This window comes from Gallaecimonas pentaromativorans, from assembly GCF_003751625.1.
GTDB classification, from domain to species: Bacteria; Pseudomonadota; Gammaproteobacteria; order Enterobacterales; family Gallaecimonadaceae; genus Gallaecimonas; species Gallaecimonas pentaromativorans.
The window spans coordinates 293,960-311,007 of sequence record NZ_RJUL01000002.1 but is presented as its reverse complement, the minus strand read 5'-3'; the positions used below and the strand labels follow the sequence as shown (position 1 = coordinate 311,007).

The 17,048-nt window shown below is 58.5% G+C and carries 16 protein-coding genes and 1 pseudogene; 4 read left to right on the top strand and 13 right to left on the bottom strand.

Annotation, left to right across the window (positions count from 1 at the left end; genetic code table 11):
* Positions 1–47 precede the first annotated feature (47 nt).
* The 3 genes from EDC28_RS04270 to EDC28_RS04260 form a co-directional block, all read right to left on the bottom strand.
* Positions 48–626: a hypothetical protein gene (locus EDC28_RS04270; protein ID WP_123420779.1), complete on the bottom strand. Its 579-nt coding sequence runs from the start codon at positions 624–626 to the stop codon at positions 48–50.
* A gap of 8 nt (positions 627–634) precedes the next feature.
* On the bottom strand, positions 635–1,036 hold the full coding sequence (locus EDC28_RS04265) for a Mor transcription activator family protein (RefSeq protein WP_050658726.1): 402 nt from the start codon (positions 1,034–1,036) through the stop codon (positions 635–637).
* A gap of 453 nt (positions 1,037–1,489) precedes the next feature.
* Positions 1,490–2,548 (bottom strand): NAD(P)-dependent alcohol dehydrogenase, encoded by a 1,059-nt coding sequence (locus tag EDC28_RS04260; protein ID WP_050658725.1) that lies wholly within the window; start codon positions 2,546–2,548, stop codon positions 1,490–1,492.
* 193 nt (positions 2,549–2,741) lie between these two features.
* Here EDC28_RS04260 and EDC28_RS04255 point away from each other — a divergent pair, with 193 nt between their 5' ends.
* A complete protein-coding gene (locus EDC28_RS04255; protein ID WP_050658724.1) occupies positions 2,742–3,605 on the top strand; it encodes an AraC family transcriptional regulator in 864 nt (287 codons plus the stop codon).
* 116 nt (positions 3,606–3,721) lie between these two features.
* On the opposite strand, the gene EDC28_RS04250 is transcribed toward EDC28_RS04255, so the two are convergent.
* From EDC28_RS04250 to EDC28_RS04220, 7 genes are all read right to left on the bottom strand, one after another.
* Entirely contained in the window at positions 3,722–4,411 is a 690-nt protein-coding gene (locus EDC28_RS04250) for a M15 family metallopeptidase (protein ID WP_050658723.1), read from the bottom strand.
* Positions 4,380–5,507, bottom strand: coding sequence for a succinyl-diaminopimelate desuccinylase (gene dapE, locus EDC28_RS04245; RefSeq protein ID WP_123420778.1), 1,128 nt, complete (start codon positions 5,505–5,507; stop codon positions 4,380–4,382). The genes EDC28_RS04250 and dapE overlap by 32 nt, the downstream gene beginning before the upstream one ends.
* Positions 5,504–5,857: an ArsC family reductase gene (locus tag EDC28_RS04240; RefSeq protein ID WP_123420777.1), complete on the bottom strand. Its 354-nt coding sequence runs from the start codon at positions 5,855–5,857 to the stop codon at positions 5,504–5,506. Before EDC28_RS04240 ends, dapE begins: the two co-directional genes overlap by 4 nt.
* Positions 5,858–5,952: 95 nt before the next feature.
* Positions 5,953–6,459, bottom strand: coding sequence for a PTS glucose transporter subunit IIA (crr, locus tag EDC28_RS04235; protein ID WP_050658708.1), 507 nt, complete (start codon positions 6,457–6,459; stop codon positions 5,953–5,955).
* Positions 6,460–6,494: 35 nt separating this feature from the next.
* Positions 6,495–8,144, bottom strand: coding sequence for a phosphoenolpyruvate--protein phosphotransferase (gene ptsP / locus EDC28_RS04230; protein ID WP_123420776.1), 1,650 nt, complete (start codon positions 8,142–8,144; stop codon positions 6,495–6,497).
* Complete coding sequence (locus tag EDC28_RS04225; RefSeq protein ID WP_050658706.1) at positions 8,128–8,397, bottom strand: HPr family phosphocarrier protein; 270 nt, start codon at positions 8,395–8,397, stop codon at positions 8,128–8,130. The genes ptsP and EDC28_RS04225 overlap by 17 nt, the downstream gene beginning before the upstream one ends.
* 140 nt (positions 8,398–8,537) lie before the next feature.
* Positions 8,538–10,892, bottom strand: coding sequence for a TonB-dependent receptor plug domain-containing protein (locus EDC28_RS04220; protein WP_211355716.1), 2,355 nt, complete (start codon positions 10,890–10,892; stop codon positions 8,538–8,540).
* A gap of 502 nt (positions 10,893–11,394) precedes the next feature.
* Between EDC28_RS04220 and EDC28_RS04215 the strand changes: the two genes are divergently transcribed.
* Genes EDC28_RS04215 through EDC28_RS04205 form a run of 3 tightly spaced genes read left to right on the top strand, consistent with a single transcriptional unit; the run spans position 11,395 to position 14,055 of the window.
* Positions 11,395–12,945 carry a flavin monoamine oxidase family protein gene (locus tag EDC28_RS04215; RefSeq protein ID WP_170164025.1) on the top strand — a complete coding sequence of 517 codons (1,551 nt, stop codon included), beginning with the start codon at positions 11,395–11,397 and terminating at the stop codon, positions 12,943–12,945.
* Entirely contained in the window at positions 12,942–13,553 is a 612-nt protein-coding gene (locus tag EDC28_RS04210; protein ID WP_123420773.1) for a c-type cytochrome, read from the top strand. Before EDC28_RS04215 ends, EDC28_RS04210 begins: the two co-directional genes overlap by 4 nt.
* A gap of 10 nt (positions 13,554–13,563) precedes the next feature.
* Positions 13,564–14,055: a RidA family protein gene (locus EDC28_RS04205; RefSeq protein ID WP_050658702.1), complete on the top strand. Its 492-nt coding sequence runs from the start codon at positions 13,564–13,566 to the stop codon at positions 14,053–14,055.
* A gap of 55 nt (positions 14,056–14,110) precedes the next feature.
* Here the strand turns inward: EDC28_RS04205 and EDC28_RS04200 are convergent, their stop codons facing one another.
* The 3 genes and pseudogenes from EDC28_RS04200 to EDC28_RS04190 all read right to left on the bottom strand — a co-directional run.
* On the bottom strand, positions 14,111–15,469 hold the full coding sequence (locus EDC28_RS04200; protein WP_123420772.1) for an OmpP1/FadL family transporter: 1,359 nt from the start codon (positions 15,467–15,469) through the stop codon (positions 14,111–14,113).
* A gap of 260 nt (positions 15,470–15,729) precedes the next feature.
* Positions 15,730–16,446 (bottom strand): DUF3379 family protein, encoded by a 717-nt coding sequence (locus EDC28_RS04195; RefSeq protein WP_050658700.1) that lies wholly within the window; start codon positions 16,444–16,446, stop codon positions 15,730–15,732.
* Positions 16,443–16,967 (bottom strand): annotated as a pseudogene (locus EDC28_RS04190) (sigma-70 family RNA polymerase sigma factor); the annotation flags it as partial. The pseudogene EDC28_RS04190 and the gene EDC28_RS04195, both read right to left, overlap by 4 nt.
* Between the last annotated feature and the right edge of the window lie 81 nt (positions 16,968–17,048).

Here is a 17,048-nt window from a genome sequence, read left to right as displayed (position 1 = left end):
AAGCCGGCAACATTTACCGGCCTTGGCTCCGGCATTTCTCGCCCCTGTCAGCATCGGATGATGTTTTCCAGGTGGAAGCGAAAAGGCCCTGAGTCTCTGCCGGCGCCGCCGCCAACCAACAAAATGTCGGCCGAGGCGATGCCGGTAAGTGAAAAATAAGTGGGCTGGGCGCCGGGGTCGGGAAAGTCCCAGGGGCGCCAACTAAGGGCGGTGGTTAAACAAAGGCGGCTTTGGGGCCTTAGCCGCAGCTGCTGGCGCGGCCCAAGGGCCCGGTAGCCTGAGGCTTGGCGGGCCCGATAGAGCCAGGCGCCAAAGCCGGTGTCGCTGCGGTTATCTACCGCTATCTCGCTGCTGTTAGCGGGCGCTTTTTGGCATTGGCGCTGGCCGCTAATCGTCAGCGTTTCCCCCAGGCCAAGCTCGCGGCCCGGGTTGAAGTTACCGTCACCGTCGCTCAGGCAGAGCCTTGGCTCGGCGCTAAATTCAAAAGGGTGATAGCCCCAGTGCGGCAGGCGCTTCACTACCTTCCACGGCAGCGGCGTCATGGCGCCGCCGTCAAAGGCTTCACTTAGCACTACCACCGGTGGCCGGTGATGGTCGCAGTAATTAAACAGGCGAAGGCGGGTCATAACGCACCTCAATGAGAAGGGCTGTGGCAGCCCATGCGATAGCGGCGGCGAATGTTGCCTATCTGGCGGTTGGTCAGCCCAAATTGCGCCACCAGTTCGGCCCGGGATGCGCCGCTACGGCTTTGCTCGACGATGTTCAGATCGCGCTGAATGCGTAAAAGGCTGTCGAGCTTGGGCAGCTCCAGGGTCTCGCCGCAGTAGAGGGCACACAGCTTGCTAAAGGCTTCGTCGCTGATGGCGTCCCAGCGCCGGCCTTTTTGGGCGCCGCGCTTGGGGATATAGCGCTTGGCCCCGCCGTAGTGGGACAGCAGCTGGCGGGTCTGGGAGAACCCTATCAGCCGTATCAGCTCCTGCAACGATTCCGGGAAATAGTCGATGTATTCTTCGATTAAAGCGTCGTCAAAATTCATCGTCTTGCATCCTTGATTAAATTGCCGTCCTGAATGCCGATGTGTTACCGCTGCCACCGAACTTGGGTTTTAAATTACGGGATGGGGAAAAGGAGATAAGGGGGAAACGATTCCCCGCAGCAAAAAGAATGGGAATGTCGGCTGTGGTGAGAATTAAAAAACGATGCTGTTGCGGCAAAGCCGGGAGTAACAGATGGCAGCCTTGGCTTTGCCAGGTAAGGCTGGGCGCGATAGGAGGGCGGCAATGATGTTTTTTCGACGTTTCTGGACTGATGGTGGGATGTTTATTGGTGAAACATAAATATCATCATTACCTGAAAATGATGATTTCAGTACGAAAATGGCAATCGCCCTGTCGTAAATGACAGCTGTCTTTTTTATGGTGGCGAGAAAATTAAAACTGGTCTAGCGAGGGTGGGAATAAAAAAGCCCGCCAAGCGGGCTTTTTTATTTTCAGGAGGCTCTTTTAAGGCTCGCCATATCGATAACAAAACGGTATTTCACGTCGCCTTTTTTCATGCGCTGGTAGGCTTCGTTAATATCCTGCATGGCCAGCATTTCCACATCGCAGCTGATGCCGTGCTCGGCGCAGAAATCCAGCACTTCCTGGGTTTCAGGAATACCGCCGATAAGAGAGCCGGCAATGACCCGGCGTTTCATCACCAGGTTAGCGGTATGCACAGCAGGTTCCAGAGGTTCGATAAGGCCGACCAGGATATGCACCCCGTCATATTTGAGGCAGGTCAGGTAGGGGTTCAAATCGTGCTGCACCGGAATGGTGTCCAGCAGGTAGTTGAAGGTACCGGCAACGGCAGCCATCTGCTCGGGGTCGGTGCTGATCACCACATGGTCGGCGCCTTGTTTTTTGGCTTCGGCCACCTTGCTCTCGGAGCGGGTGAAGATGGTTACTTCAGCGCCCATGGCCTTGGCAAATTTCACGCCCATGTGGCCCAGGCCGCCCATGCCCAGCACCCCTACTTTGTCACCGGCCTTAACGCCAAAGTGTTTCAGCGGGGAATAGGTAGTGATACCGGCGCACAGGATAGGCGCGGCGGCGGAAGGGTCCAGCGCTTCGGGGATGGTCAGCACAAAACGCTCGTGCACCACGATGCTGTCGGAGTAGCCGCCCAGAGTGATGGTGCCGTCGACTTTGTCCACGCCGTTATAGGTGCCGACAAAACCGTTCAGGCAGTACTGCTCCAGGCCATCGTTGCAGGCTTGGCAATGCTTGCACGAGTCCACCATGCAGCCAACGCCGACAATATCGCCCACCTTGAAGCGGCTGACACCGCTACCCACGGCAGTAACGTGGCCGATGATTTCATGGCCCGGCACCACCGGGTAACGGGAGCCGCCCCAGTCGTTCTCGGCGGTGTGGATGTCGGAGTGGCAAACGCCGCAATAATCAATCTCGATGGCCACGTCGTCGGCGCGAAGGGCGCGACGCTCAAAGTTGAAAGGCGCCAGGGATGCGGTGGCGGACTGGGCCGCGTAACCTTTAGCTTGTGCCATAAACAAGGATTCCTTTTTAGCGGAGGAAGGGAAGTGACGGTACTATTTTGCTGGCGCCAAGCCGATTGGGCCATTCTCATTCCTGCGAGTTTTTTGCCAATTTCTCCAAAAGGCGAAACCTGCCCTTAATGGCTGGCGGTAACAGAGGCATAATGGCGGGGCCCAATCTTGCTACGTATCAAGGAACCCAGCTATGGCGGCCTCCCTTATACCGCTTATCACGCCCTTGCTGCAATCTGACCGATCCTCCAAGACGGTGCTGGAGGATGTCACCATCATGCAATGCCGCCGAGCCATTCCCCGCTCGCCGCTTATCTACAGTCCGCCGTGCCTGGTGATCATCGCCCAGGGCCGCAAGATAGGTTACCTGGGAGATCAGGAGTTTCACTACAACCCTGGCCAATATCTGGTGAAAACCCTGCCGCTGCCCTTTGAATGCGAGACCTTTGCCAGTAGCGAGACGCCGCTGCTGGGGCTGTCTGTACGCATTACCCCGGCGCTGCTGGCCGAGCTGGTTAACGAAACCGGCCCCATGGCGGTGACCGAAGGCGACCCAAGCCCGCTGGCCTCGGTACCAATGACCCCGGCCATGCTGGCCGCCGCCGAGCGTTTACTGCAATGTTTGCATTCGCCGCAGGACGCCCGGGTGCTTGGGCAAAGCCGGGTGCGCGAGTTGGTGTACGAGGCGCTCAAAGGCGCTCAGGGCCCGGCGCTTAGGGCCTTGGTGCAGGGCCAGGGCCACTATGCCCGCATTGCCCAGGTGCTGGCGCAGATGTGCGATAACCTGGACGAGGAGATGTCGGTGGAGCAGCTGGCGCGCCTTGCCAACATGAGCCAGTCGAGTTTTCACCAGCATTTTAAGGATGTGGCCCAGTGCTCGCCGCTGCAGTACCTGAAAAAGCTGCGCCTGCTAAAAGCGCAGATGCTGCTTACTCAGGACCTTTTAAACGTCGGCCAGACGGCAAGCGCCGTGGGTTACAAGAGCGTCAACCAGTTCAGCCGCGACTACAAACGCTACTTCGGCACCAACCCCAATACCGAGCGGCGCAGCGCCTGAAAAAAGACCCGCTCAAGGCGGGTCTTTTTTGTCATTGCCAGGGGGCTTTCTTGGCCACAGCAGCGCCAGGTTACCCACAATCACCAGCAGCACGATAAGGGCTATCCACCAGCCGATCATGGTTTGGCCACGTTGGTGACGAAGCGCGCCATCAGCGCATCGAGGCGCGGCACGATGTCTTCATAACCGGCAACCCGGCCATAGCTCAGGGCATCGGCCACCTTATCGGCGCTAAGCCTTGACAGCAGGGGCCCGGCTTGGGGCGCAAAGCTCAAATGCCAGGGCTCGGCCGCCACGCCGCCACGGTCAATATCGTAGGGCAGAAAAAAATCGGCATCGCGAGCATGCTCTGCCAGCCACAGGGCCAGGGCATGTTGGGCGCCGCCCGGCCCGTATTCCTGGGGGGTGAGCCCCAAGGTGTCGCTGCCAAGGGCCTTGGCGCAGTAGACATCAAGGTCCGTGCCCCAGTGATGGCGGCTGGCGCCGGGCAGGGCCGAGAAGCGCAAGATGGCGTCCAGCTTTTGCCCGGCGTCCATGGCGCTAACATCCACGGGCGCGCCGCTGTCGTCATGGACGGGGCGCACGCCCCGCCATTTGCCGGAAAAGATTTGTTCCTGGCGCTCAAAGTCCCGGTAGCTTGAGGCAATGCTCAGCATAAAGCCGTCCTTGGCGGCGGCAGCTTTAAGGGCGTCAAAGGCCTTGGCCGCCGAGGCTGACAACCGCTGGCCACCCAAGTCTTCAAGGTGGCCGACGTAGCGCCCGGTCAGGACCAGATCAGGCCAGGAGTCGCTCGAGAAGGTTTTCATAAATCAGGGCCAGTTTGTCCAGTTCTTCCACGTTGGTGCACTCGTTCACCTTATGGATGGTGGCATTAACAGGACCTAACTCAACCACCTGTGCGCCGGTCGGGGCGATAAAGCGGCCGTCCGAGGTGCCGCCGGAGGTCTCCAGGCGGGTAGGGTGGCCGGTGACCGATTCGATGGCCAACTGCACGGCGCCAAGGAGCGGGCCGGTGTCGGTCAGGAAGGGGGCGCCGTTGAGTTTCCAGGTGAGGTCGTAATCCAGGCCATGGGCGTCGAGGATGCCGGTGACCCGGGCCTTGAGGCTGTCGCTGCTGGACTCGGTGGAGAAACGGAAGTTGAATTTTGCCTCCAACTCGCCTGGCACCACGTTCTCGGCGCCGGTGCCGCTTTGAAGGTTGGAAATTTGAAAGCTGGTGGGGGGGAAGAATTCGTTGCCCTTGTCCCACTCGATACCGGCCAGCTCCGCCAGAGCCGGGGCCGCCAGGTGCACGGGGTTTTTGGCCAGATGCGGGTAGGCCACATGGCCTTGTATCCCTTTCACCCTGAGGTAGCCCGACAGGCTGCCACGGCGGCCGTTTTTCACCACGTCTCCCACCGTTTTAGTGGAGGAGGGCTCGCCGACGATGCACCAGGTGATTTTCTCGTTGCGGGCTTCGAGGGTGTCAATCACCCGCACCGTGCCGTTGATAAAGGGGCCTTCTTCATCGGAGGTGATGAGGTAGGCGATAGAGCCCTTGTGGTTGGGGTGCTTTTTCACGAACCGTTCGGTGGCCACCACCATGGCCGCCAGGCTGCCTTTCATGTCGGCGGCGCCCCGGCCGTGCAGGTAGCCGTCCATCACCGTCGGCTCAAAAGGCGGGGTGTGCCACTGCTCAAGAGGGCCGGTAGGCACCACGTCGGTGTGGCCGGCAAAACAAAACAGCGGGCCGTCGCTGCCGCGGCGGGCCCAGAGGTTGGTGGTGTCTTCAAAGACCATGGACTCAAGGTTAAAGCCCACCGCGGCCAAGCGTTCGCCCATCAGCTGCTGGCAGCCTTCGTCTTCGGGGGTGACCGAGGGGCGGCTGATAAGGTCGGCGGCCAGTTGCAACACGTCGCTCATGGCGCCACCTCAAACAGTTTGGCGTAGCTGTCGGCCTTAAAGCCCAGTTCCAGGCTGCCGTTGGCGGCCAGCAACGGCCTTTTGATCAGAGCCGGGTGGCTTAGCATCAGCTCCAGGGCCTTGTCTTCGGTCAGCGCTTCTTTATCCGCCTCGGGCAGTTGGCGAAAGGTGGTGCCGCGTTTGTTGAGCATGGCTTCCCAGCCCAGTTCCTTGGCCCAGCCTTTGAGCTGTTCTTTACTCAGGCCGTCAATGCGGTAGTCGTGAAACTGGTAGCCGATACTGTTGTCATCGAGCCATTTGCGGGCTTTTTTGATGGTGTCGCAGTTTTTTATGCCGTAGAGGGTGGTCATCTGTGGTTGGGGTCCGATGTGGCTTTTGCCCCATGGTAACAGCTGGGCCGGCGTATCGGTACAGGCACAAAAAAAGCCCCTTGGAGGGGCTTTTTTCAGCGGTAGAGGGTCAGAATAATGTCTTCGCCGCCTTTGACCTTACCGGCCTTTTTACGAATGTGGCGAAAGTCGTCCATGTTGGACACCACCACTGGCGTTAGGATTGAGCGGGCGTGCTCTTGTAAGAAAGCCAGATCGCATTCCAGCACCGGCTCGCCTCGTTTCACCTGTTGGCCTTCCTGGGCCACCCGCACAAAACCTTCGCCTTTTAGCTCGACGGTGTCGATGCCGATATGGACAAAGATCTCCACCCCGTCTTCCGACTCGATGGAAAAGGCATGGTTGGTCTCGAAGATCTTGCCGATGGTGCCGTTAACCGGCGCCACCACTTGATGGGAGCTGGGTTTGATGGCGATGCCATCGCCGACGATCTTATCGGCAAAGACCACATCGGGTACGGCTTCGATATCCACCAACTCACCGCTGACCGGTGCCGTGATGTCGATGCCGTCCCCTTGCGGGCCGTCGCCCAGTAACTGTTTGAGCTTGTCCAGTAGCCCCATAGTTGCCTACGTCGTTAACGTTTTTTCCAAGCTTATCATGCTTTTTGTAAAAGCGTGCTCAGTTCACTGACGGAACGGGCGGCCAGCAGGGCCTGGCGCTCGGGCACTAAAAGCGGGTCCATCAGCCGCTGGCGAATGTGCGCCAGGGCGCCGGCTTGCATAGAGAGGCCATCAATGCCAAGGCTCAGCCACAGTGGCAGGTAATCGGGGTTGGCGGCCAGCTCCCCGCAAAGGGTCACGGCCAGACCTTTGGGGCGAGCGGCGTCCACCACCAGCGCCATCAGTCTAACGAGAGCCGGCGACACCGCATTGAGGCGGTCGGCTACCCGGGGGTTGTCGCGGTCTACCGCCAAGGTGTATTGGGCCAGATCGTTAGAGCCGATGGAGAAAAAATCCAGCTCTTCGGCCAGCACATCGGCCAGCATCGCCGCCGAAGGCGTTTCGACCATGGTGCCAAGCTCTGGCGCTGCCACCTCAAGCTCGGCCGCCAGGGCGTGGAGCCGGGCCTTGACCGCCAACACTTCCTCCAATTCGGTGACCATGGGCACCATGATGCGGATGCAATACTGGCGGGAGACTTCCAGCAGCGCTTTGAGCTGGGTGTCTAAGAGCTCGGGTTGGTCCAGCAGCACCCTTATGCCGTGCCAGCCAAGGGCCGGGTTGGGCTCGGAGCCTTTATTGAGCCAGGGCAGGGGCTTGTCGCCGCCGGCGTCCAGCAACCGGAAGGTAACCGGTGCCGGGGCGCACTCGCGGGCGATGTGGCTGTAAATCTGAATTTGCCGCTCCAGGCTCGGCGCCTGTTGGCGGCTGGGAAAGAGCAGCTCGGTGCGGCAAAGCCCCACTTCTCTTGCGCCGCAGCGGCTCACCTGGCGCGCTTCCACCAGGGTCGAGATATTGGCTGCCAGGCGAATGGGCGATGCGGTGGGGATCACTTCGGCGCAGCCGTCCTGGCTTTCGACATGGGCGGTGGGAAAGTCCGGCAGCGGGTCGTCCAGGTACAAAAGCCCCTGGTCGCCATCAATGGCCACCCAGTCGCCGTCACTGACCTTATCCAGCACGTTGCAACCGGCCAGGGCCGGAATGCCGTAAGCCCGGGCCAAAATGGCGGCATGGGCGTGGCGGCCTCCTTTGCGGGTGACGATACCCAGCAGTTTGTCGTTATCCAGCAAGGTGAGCTGGGCCGGGTAAAGCTCGTCGGCCAGCAAAATGACCGGGTGTTCAAGAAGGATGTGGTCTGGGGGCACCCGGCCTTGCAGCAGGTGCACCAGGCGACCGGCCAGTTCCCGAAGGTCGGCGGCCCGCTCGGCCAGGTAGTCGTCGCCGATATTGACCAGGGTGCGGGCCTGCTCGTTCAGCACGTGATAAACGGCGGCCTCGGCTCGGGCGCGCTTTTTAAAGATTTGGGTTTTAACTTCGTCGATAAGCTCAGGATCGGTCACCAACAGGTGCAGGCCCACAAAGAGGGCAGCGATGTCGTCACCGAGCTTTTCCTGGGCTTGTTGGTGCAGTTTTTCAAGTTGGGTTTCGGCAAGGGCCAGGGCCTCTTCGAACCGGTGCCACTCGCTATGGTGCTGGCCAGCCTTGGCGGGAGTGAAATCCAGGCGAAGGTCTTGCCCTGGCAGGGTCAGCACCGGCCCTTTGATTTTGCCGCTGCTGACACTGATGCCTTTAATGCTGGCCGTCATTGAATTGTTCCAGCCACTGTTGCAGGTCTTTTATGGCGCTACAGGCATCATCGCCCTCGGCGCAAAGCTCGATGGTGGCGCCGCTTACCAGCGGCAGTTTTTGCAGGGCAAACAGGCTTTTAGCGCTGGCTTGCAGGCCGCCACACTTAACGGTGATGTCGGCGCCATAACGCCGCGCCATGGCTACCAGCAAGGCCGCCGGGCGGGTATGGAGGCCATGGGGGGCCAGGATAGTAATGCAACAGCTTTCCATCGGTGTCCTACAACGGCTTTGACCCTGGCAGATTACCATCAAGGCAAATGGTCGCCAACTGCCGCGAAACCCGGTGCATCTGCACCTTTCTTCTTAAAAAAGAAAAGGGGCCAAAGGCCCCTTTTTTCAGTGGGTTAGCATTAGAAGTGGTAGCTGCCGCGCAGGTACCAGCGCATGCCGTCACTGTTAACAGGGGAGCCGCCAGGGTACTTCTGGCCGGTTCCTTCGCCGTAGAGGGTCTTGTCCGGGTAGGTATCGAACAGGTTCTCGACCCCGGCGGTCAGGCTGAAGTCGGAGGTGGCCATCCAGGTTGCAGAAGCGTCCACCACCACTTCAGAGCCAAAGGTCTGATATTGCTGGTCGGTGGCGTTCTTCCACTTGCTGTAGTAGCGGGCACCCACATCGAAACGGTAGACGTCGATGCTGTGGCTGACGTTGAGGTTGACCCGGGTTTTGGGCAACTGGTTCTCAAGGTCGGCCTTACGGTCGGCGTCCACTACCCGGTCATCCTTGATCTTGGTGACTTCGGTTTTGTTGTAGTTACCGCCCAGGCTGATGGTGGTATCGCCCCAGTCGCTGGTGAGGTTGTAGGTCATGACCAAATCCACGCCCTGGGTTTTGGTGTCAAAGGCGTTGGTAAAGAAGCGAATTTGCCCGTAGTCGGCGGCGCTGGCGATACCGGAGGCAACCAGTTGGGCGCGGGTGGCATCGTCGATATCAATAGAAGAGGAGATACCGATACGGTCACGCACGTCGATACGGTACACGTCGATGGTGGCGGTCAAGTCCGGGGTGATGGTCCAGCCGGCGCCCAGGGTGTAGTTGGTGGATTTTTCCGGCTTCAGGGCCCGGCCACCGAAGAACTCGGAAATAGGGTTGGTGGGCGGAATGGTACCCACGGCCACCGGGGTTGGGTCGTCACCGATAAAGGTGGTGGCCACGTTGGTGGTGTGGGATTGGCCCGGGGTCGGGGCGCGGAAGCCTGAGCTAACGGTGCCGCGCAGCACGAAGCTGTCGGTCAGGTTATAACGGGCGGAGAGTTTGCCGTTGGTGGTGTCACCAAAGTCGGAGAACTTCTCGTAGCGCCCGGCCAGGCCCAGCATCAAGTCCATGCTGACATCCCATTCCATGTCCACGTAGCCGGCGTAGTTGGAGCGGGTCCATTCGCCGGTCTGGGTGGGGTCGTAGCCTGGGAAGCCGTTGGAGCCGATACCGAGGTAGGAGTAAGGCCCAATTTCCCAGGAGGCCTGGTCGCCACTCATGATGGCGTAGGTTTCATCCCGGTATTCGGCGCCGAAGGCCACGTTCAATGAGCCGATGGGGTAGTTGAAGTCGGCGTTTAGGTTTTTCTCGGTCTGTTGCAGGGTCCCCGGGTTGAAGCTGGTGGGGGAGTCCGGCCCCAAAGAGGGGTTGATGGTGTTGTGCAGGAAGTACTCGATGCGGTTACGGCCAAAGCTGCCGGAGATATCATAGGTCAGGTCATCAGAGATGGAAGCCAGGGTCCCTTTGACGCCGGCCACTTGGCTGAAGTCATAGATATCAGCCCCGAAGCTCGGGGTAAAGCCGCCTGGGAACCACTGCAGGAAGTTAAAGGTGGAGCCGTCAGGGGTGGTGATGTCGGTAAAGAAATCACGGTCCAGGTTACGGTAGTAAAAACCGCCTTCGGAGTTGGCGTCGGAGTAGTTACCGAACAGATACAGGGTATCGCTTGGGGAGAATTCCAAGCCGAAGTTCCACACCAGACGCTTGGATTTGCTGCGCGGGGTACCCCAGGTCATGGCCGGGTCCGGCACCCCTTCGATACCGGCATCGATATAGCTTTGGGCATCGGGGCGCTGGTCGGCACGCACGGTGCGGTCACGCTGGGTGATTTCGGCAGTGACGTTCAAGAAACCTTTCTCGGTCATCTCCCGGCCGTAGTTGGCGGAGAATTTCCATTCGTCGCCGTCACCCTCGGAGGTAGAGCCGTATTGCGCCTGGGTTTCCAGGCCGTTGGTGTCGGAGCGCAGCACGAAGTTCATTACCCCGGCGATGGCATCCGAGCCGTACTGGGCCGAGGCGCCGTCACGCAGCACGTCGAGGCGGCCAAGGGCCAGGCTGGGGATGTTGGCGGTGTCCGGCGCCTGGGCACCCTGGGACAGTGAACCGCCCCCCAGTTGCACCAGGGCCGAGCGATGGAAGCGTTTGCCATTGACCAGCACCAGGGTTTCATCCGGTGGCAGGCCTCGCATGTTGGCCGGTCGGACAAAGGAGCTACCGTCGCTGATGGGCTGGGTAGGGATGTTGAAAGAGGGCACCAGTTTGCGCAGCACTTCACCCAGGTCGGTGTCGCCAGGGCCACGCAAGTCTTTGGCGGAGAAGATATCCACCGGCGCTGCAGAATCCGCGGCAGTGCGGCCTGCTACCCGTGAACCGGTGATGGCAATGACTTCAGTGTCTTCGCCTTTGGCGGCAGCGTCGTCCTCGTCTGCCATTGCCACTGAAACATTGCTCAAGGCCATTACCACAGCAAGAGAAATCAGATCTCTTTTCTGCTTAAAGGCATTTTTATCTTTAGTCATAATTGTCCGCCCTCATTTAAAAGATGCACATCTTCAACAGAGCCGGAACTACAGGTATTAACCATCCGGTAACCTTTAAAATCGGTACCACAGGCTTATTTTTCCTATCAAAAGAAATTCACTTAAAAGGTTATCGAAAATTAAGTTTTTGTGAATTCGATCCCAGATAAAGGCTGAATTTTAGCTATTGCTTACCTTTGCGTAAACGTAATCAATCTTTATAAAACATGATGTTACGCTAGAGTCAAAGCTCTATTTTTTGTGAGCTGTACCGCAAAACGTTACAGGATAGTGACAAGTTGGTTTCTCTGGTTTTGTTTTTTTGGTTAGGTGGTTGTCGCTCTAAACAATTAAATACGGCCAAGAGAAGTTAGATGTAGAAACTAGTTGTTAACACGTTGGTGGGCTTATGAAAAAAGAGCTTTCAAGGCGGCAATTGCTCAATTTTATTGGGCGAGCCGGAGGTAGCGCAGCGTTATTTCATGCTGCCGGTATTTTGGGATTGACCAGCATTCCGGTGCAGGCAAGTCCGTTAAAACTCAAACCCTTAAACGGAAAAAAACGTTCAGTTGTTATTCTCGGGGCCGGTATCAGCGGCCTGACCAGCGCCTATGAGCTGAGCCGTGCCGGCTACCAAGTGACGGTGCTGGAAGCCTCGCACCGGGCCGGGGGCCGTAACTTCACGGTGCGCCATGGCGATTTTATCGACGAGTTCGGTAACCCGCAGATCTGCAAATTCGACGACCAACCTCATCTCTACATGAACTGCGGCCCGGCCCGCATTCCCGCCCACCACACCGGGCTGATGCACTACTGCCGCGAGCTGGGCGTAGAGCTGATGCTGTTTAGCAATGACAACGTCAACTGCTACACCCAGGACGACCAGGCCTTTGGCGGCAAGCCGGTGCGCATTCGCGAGTACCGCGCCGATATCCGCGGCTTTATGTCAGAGCTGCTGGGTAAAACCATGGCCTCTGCCAAACACCTGGATGCGCCCTTTGACGAGGTGGAACTCGAGAAGATGATGGCCTTCGTCAAGGCCTATGGCGATCTGGGCTCGGACATGAAATACCACGGCTCCGAGCGCGCCGGGTTGGTGTCGGGCGGTTTTGTCTCCGAGCCGGTTATCAAAGATCCGCTGCGCTTTGCCGACCTGATGCAATCGAACTACTGGGCCGGCGCCCTTAACTTTGCCGAAGCGGTCGATCAGGCCCCGGCCATGCTTACCCCGGTTGGCGGCATGGACCATGTGGTTAAAGGCTTTCTTAAGAAGGTCAAAGACAAAATCACCCTCAAGGCCCAGGTGCAAAAGGTGTGGCTGGACGACGATGGCGTCGAAGTCAGCTACCTGCAAGACGGCGCCCGCAAAGCCATTCGCGCCGATTACTGCATCAACTGCATACCGACCCACATCATGGCCGGCATCGAGAACAACTTCCCCAGCGATTACGCCGAGGTGCTGGGCAAAATTCAGCGCGGCAAGCTCTTTAAAATCGGCTTCCAGGCCAAGGAGCGGTTCTGGGAGAAAGAGCAAATCTACAACGGCATCAGCTGGACCAATCAGGACATCACCCAAATTTGGTATCCCGAGCACAGCCCGCTGACGCAAAAAGGCGTGTTTCTCGGCGCCTACACCTGGGACCCGGAAGTGGGAGACCGCTTTGCCCGCATGAGCAACGAAGAGCGCATGCAAGAGGCCATTCGCCAGGGCAGCAAGGTGCACAAGGACTATGGCAGCCATATCGAGACCGGCGTCACCATTTGCTGGCAGCGCATGAACCACATGATGGGCTGCAGCTCGGTGTGGCCGGAGGAAATACAGGAGAAATTTGCCCTGATGCAGGCCCCTGCCGGCGGCCGCCACTACATGGTGGGCGACCAGATAAGCCACCACTCCGGCTGGCAGGAAGGCGCCATTCGCTCGGCCTGGCATGCCCTGGCAGACATTGAGACCAAAGAAGCCCGGCGCAGTAAGGAGGCCTCATGAGAAGCTGGTTGCTGGTAATGACCCTGGCCCTGGCCGGTGCGGCCCAGGCCAAGGAAGATAACGCCCAATACTGCCTGGTCTGCCATGGCAGCAATGCCCAGGGCAACGCCTCGGTAAAGGCCCCCAACCTGACGGTGCTGCCCGACTGGTACCTCAAAGAGCAGCTTGAAGGCTTTCAAAAAGGCTGGCGGGGCATGACGCCGTCAGACTGGCATGGCCGCGAGATGATGCAGGTGGCCAAGATCATGAAGCCAGCTGAAATCGAACACGCCATTGCCTTTGTGCGCCAGCAGCCGGTGGCACCGGCCAAGGTGAAGTTGCTGAGCGCGGACGCCGCCCACGGCAAGCGCCTTTATCAAAGCTGCGCTGGTTGCCATGGCGCCAGCGGTGAAGGCATGTCGGCAGTCAAAGCGCCGCCCCTGGCGGGCCAGAGCGACTGGTATATCCTCAAACAGCTTGAGGCTTATAAAAGCGGCGAGCGGGGCGAAGCCGAGGGCGACCAATACGGCGCCATGATGCGCCAGGCCGCCATGATGCTCGGCTCTGAAAAGGACATGCAGGACGTTTCGGCCTACCTGGCCGGCCTGCCACTGACAACCAAACCATAAGGAAGAGACGATGAAAAAAAGCCTGATGCTGGGGGCACTGGCCATGGTGCTGGGCGCCGGTTCACTGAGCGCCGCCGAAATTAAACGCTACCCGCTACCGGGTGGCAGCACCTTTCCCATCTCTTCGGCTGTGGAGGTTGATGGCACCGTCTATCAAAGCGGTATGGTGCCGGCGCCCAAGGATGCAAAAGCCCCTAAAGGCAGCGCCGCCTATTGGGGCGACACCGAAGTGCAAACCCTGAGCGTGCTGTCCCGTATTGAAGCCTCCCTCAAGGAAAAGGGCCTCGGCATGGGGGATGTGGTGAAGATGACCGCCTTTTTGGTCGGCGACCCGGCCAAGGGGGGCCACATGGACTTCGAAGGCTTTATGAAGGGCTATACCCAGTATTTTGGTACCAAGGAGCAGCCCAACCTGCCGTCGCGTAGCGCCGTGCAGATAGCGGGCCTGGCCGGTGCCGGCATGCTGGTGGAAATCGAAGTTATCGCGGTACGCCCCAAGTAAGGGGTCGCCAATAAAAAAAGGGGCCATCTGGCCCCTTTTTTGTCACCAATACCGCTTAGAAACGGTAGTTGGCCTGCAGAGCGAAGATCTGGGCGCTGCCTGACATCTCGCCGCTGAAGCTACCGGTCAGAGACGGACTGCCGTTCTCAACCACTTCGCCTTCGTTGATGGAGGCTTTTTTGGAGTCGAGGTAGCTGTAGGAAACGTCGACATCCAGATCCTTGCTGAAGCTGTAGGTCATACCGACGCTGTACCACATCCGCTTGGAGTCAGGAATACGCAGGTCGCGGTATTCGTCACGCACCGGGGTGTTGTCGTATTTCATACCAGCGCGCAGGGTGATGTCGCTGGAGGCAACGTAGGTCAGACCGGCGCTGTAGTACCAGGCATCTTTCCAGTTCTCGGGCTGATCCAGCAGCATGGCGCCACGGGCACTTTTACCCACCAGTTTGTCAAAGTCGGACCACTCGATGCGGTTGACGGACGCCTGCAAGGACAGAGCGCTGGTCAGCTGTTGGTTCAGGGCCAATTCCCAGATAGCCGGCAGGGTCAGATCCAGTTTCTCGTCGAACTTGGCCGGCAGGCCAGCCAGGAAGGCGGCGCTTTGGCTGGTCGGGTCCAGACCCAGCAGCAGGTTACCGGCGGTAGGCAGAATGCCGGTGTCGATGGTGCCGTCAAAGGTCAGGTCAACCTTGGAGCGGTAGGCAAAGCCGATGCGGGTTGCCGGGCTGAAGTCGTAGGTAACGCCCAGGTTCCAGCCCCAGCCGTAATCGTCGCCTTTAAGCTCGGTAATGAGCTGGCCGTCAAAGCCAAAGGCATCAGCCAGGGTGCTGCCATCGAGGCCAGCTGGGACCGAAGAGGACAGGGTGGCTTCGGCGTAAACGATGTTGATACCAAAACCCACAGACAGGCTGTCGTCTACTTTGTAGGCGATGCTGGGGTTGAGGTTGTAGGTTTTCAGGTCGGTTTTGTCAGCCAGCGGGTTGGTCATGGCTGCGCTGTTGTAATCGGTCATCAGGCCAAAGTTGGAGAAGCCACCGATACCCCAGGACCATTGGTCGTTAATGGGGGCAACATAGTAGGCTTCCGGCACGAAGGCGTTGGGGGCCACGTCATTGTTGTAAGTGGCCACCGGGGTGCCACCGGTAGTGAAGTAGTTGCTGGTGGTCCCTTCGATGTCGATGTCGGGCATGATGTAGGCGCCCACCACGCTCATCATGGGGCGCTTGAACTTGGTCATCAGGGCCGGGTTGGCGGCCACTACCGAAGCGTCCTCTGCTACGGCGGCTTCGCCGGCGTTGGAGCGGCCCAGGGATTTGGCGGAGTGTTCGGTGATCTGGAAGCCAGCTGCCATGGCACCAGAGCACACGCTGAAGATGGCGGTTGCAACAAGTGATTTTCTGATTAGCTGCATAATATTGTTCTCTCTTTAGGGCATCCTTGATTAAAGTCCGCTCAGCGGACCTGTTGCGATACTATCAAAACTTCTGCGAATACTCCTAAAAATGCACCCCATAAATCCACTTTTTTTCGATGAAAAATAACTGACCCACGGTCAGTTTTGACATGGCTCGCAAAGTGCCCCTAAATTGCCTTTTTCTTAATCACCCAAGCCTTGGAACCATAAAAAAGCCCGGGCAAGGCTCGGGCGTTAAGCGGAGCGTTTTCAGGCGCTTAGATGGTCCAATCCAGGTTTTTCCTGAGCTTTTGTTCCATTTTTTCCAAGGGTTCGCCTTTCTCGCCAATCAGGATTAACTGGTGGTTGCCGATTTGCTCGGTTACCCCGTCAAATTGGCCGTCGGCAAAGTAGGCTTTTTCTTTTTCACCGGCCTTGGTTTTACCGTCGATGAAAAAGACGGTGACCCGGCCTTTTTCACCGCTCATTACCGCATGCAGGCTTTGCACACCGTCAAAGTCACAGAAATTAACGTAATAGATGTGGCCTATCTGGTGGGTCAGCTCGCCGCCGTAACTGGCCAGTTTGCTGTTAAAAGAGGCCAGGGTCGCCTTCTCGTCTACCGCATCGGTCATGGTGCTGTATTCATGGTAGACGTGGGCCAGGGCATATTGGCTAAAGCCCAGGTGGCTTCTGTCGAGGGTTAAAAAGCTCATCAAGGCTCCGGCGGTAAAAGCAAGGGAAGCGGCAATGCCCAGATGCCAGCGAGAGCGGCGCCGTTGGCGCTGCTCAAAATCCTTAAGGCTTTGGCTAAGGATGATGCGGCTGGCCAGATTGCCCGGCGCCGGTACCTTGAGGGCGGCAAGCAGCGCGGCATCCTGCTGGCGTACTTCTTGGGTCAGGCGGGTACGGGCCTTGTCGCCTTTGGCCTCTTCGCAAAGGCTTGGGTCCTGCGGGTCGGCCAGCAGGCGGCGTCTAAATTCCAGGTCGTTCATTCCGAGGCCCTCCTGTTGCTTGTCGCAGTGTCGCCGAGCATTTCCCTGAGCTGGTTTCTGGCCCGAAACAGCCGGGTCATCACGGTGTTGGTGTTGAGCTCCAGCATCTGGCCTATCTCTTCCCCCGAATAACCAAACAGCACTTGCAGTACCAGGGGCTCGCGGTATTCCACCGCCAACTGGCCCATGGCCCGCTGCAACTCCAGCTGGCTGAGCTGGGTTTCGCTGTCCAGGCTATGCTCGTCGGCGATGTGGGCTTCTTCGTAATCGGTCATGTCAAACTGTTTGCGTTCAAAGCGCCGGGCGTTTTCTCGGCGCAAGATGGTGATAAGCCAGGCCCTGGCGGATTTTTCGTCTTTCAGATCGTCAAGGTATTTCCATGCCCGCAGGAAGGTTTCCTGCACCAGATCGTCGGCAACCCCCGGATCGCTGGTGAGCCAGAGCCCATAGCGATAGAGGTCCGTTGAAAGTGCCCCAACCAGGGCTTCGAAACGTCGTTGTCTGCTGTTCATGGGTCTATTGACCGCCCTCGGCCCATTGCTCTTTCATGGCCATGGTATTTTTCCCATCATAGATGTGAGCATTATCACAATCATAGCCTT

Coding starts and splice junctions, on each gene's coding strand:
- EDC28_RS04270 (WP_123420779.1), bottom strand. CDS start 626: ATGACCCGCCTTCGCCTGTTTAATTACTGCGACCATCACCGGCCACCG.
- EDC28_RS04265 (WP_050658726.1), bottom strand. CDS start 1,036: ATGAATTTTGACGACGCTTTAATCGAAGAATACATCGACTATTTCCCG.
- EDC28_RS04260 (WP_050658725.1), bottom strand. CDS start 2,548: ATGGCACAAGCTAAAGGTTACGCGGCCCAGTCCGCCACCGCATCCCTG.
- EDC28_RS04255 (WP_050658724.1), top strand. CDS start 2,742: ATGGCGGCCTCCCTTATACCGCTTATCACGCCCTTGCTGCAATCTGAC.
- EDC28_RS04250 (WP_050658723.1), bottom strand. CDS start 4,411: ATGAAAACCTTCTCGAGCGACTCCTGGCCTGATCTGGTCCTGACCGGG.
- dapE (WP_123420778.1), bottom strand. CDS start 5,507: ATGAGCGACGTGTTGCAACTGGCCGCCGACCTTATCAGCCGCCCCTCG.
- EDC28_RS04240 (WP_123420777.1), bottom strand. CDS start 5,857: ATGACCACCCTCTACGGCATAAAAAACTGCGACACCATCAAAAAAGCC.
- crr (WP_050658708.1), bottom strand. CDS start 6,459: ATGGGGCTACTGGACAAGCTCAAACAGTTACTGGGCGACGGCCCGCAA.
- ptsP (WP_123420776.1), bottom strand. CDS start 8,144: ATGACGGCCAGCATTAAAGGCATCAGTGTCAGCAGCGGCAAAATCAAA.
- EDC28_RS04225 (WP_050658706.1), bottom strand. CDS start 8,397: ATGGAAAGCTGTTGCATTACTATCCTGGCCCCCCATGGCCTCCATACC.
- EDC28_RS04210 (WP_123420773.1), top strand. CDS start 12,942: ATGAGAAGCTGGTTGCTGGTAATGACCCTGGCCCTGGCCGGTGCGGCC.
- EDC28_RS04205 (WP_050658702.1), top strand. CDS start 13,564: ATGAAAAAAAGCCTGATGCTGGGGGCACTGGCCATGGTGCTGGGCGCC.
- EDC28_RS04200 (WP_123420772.1), bottom strand. CDS start 15,469: ATGCAGCTAATCAGAAAATCACTTGTTGCAACCGCCATCTTCAGCGTG.
- EDC28_RS04195 (WP_050658700.1), bottom strand. CDS start 16,446: ATGAACGACCTGGAATTTAGACGCCGCCTGCTGGCCGACCCGCAGGAC.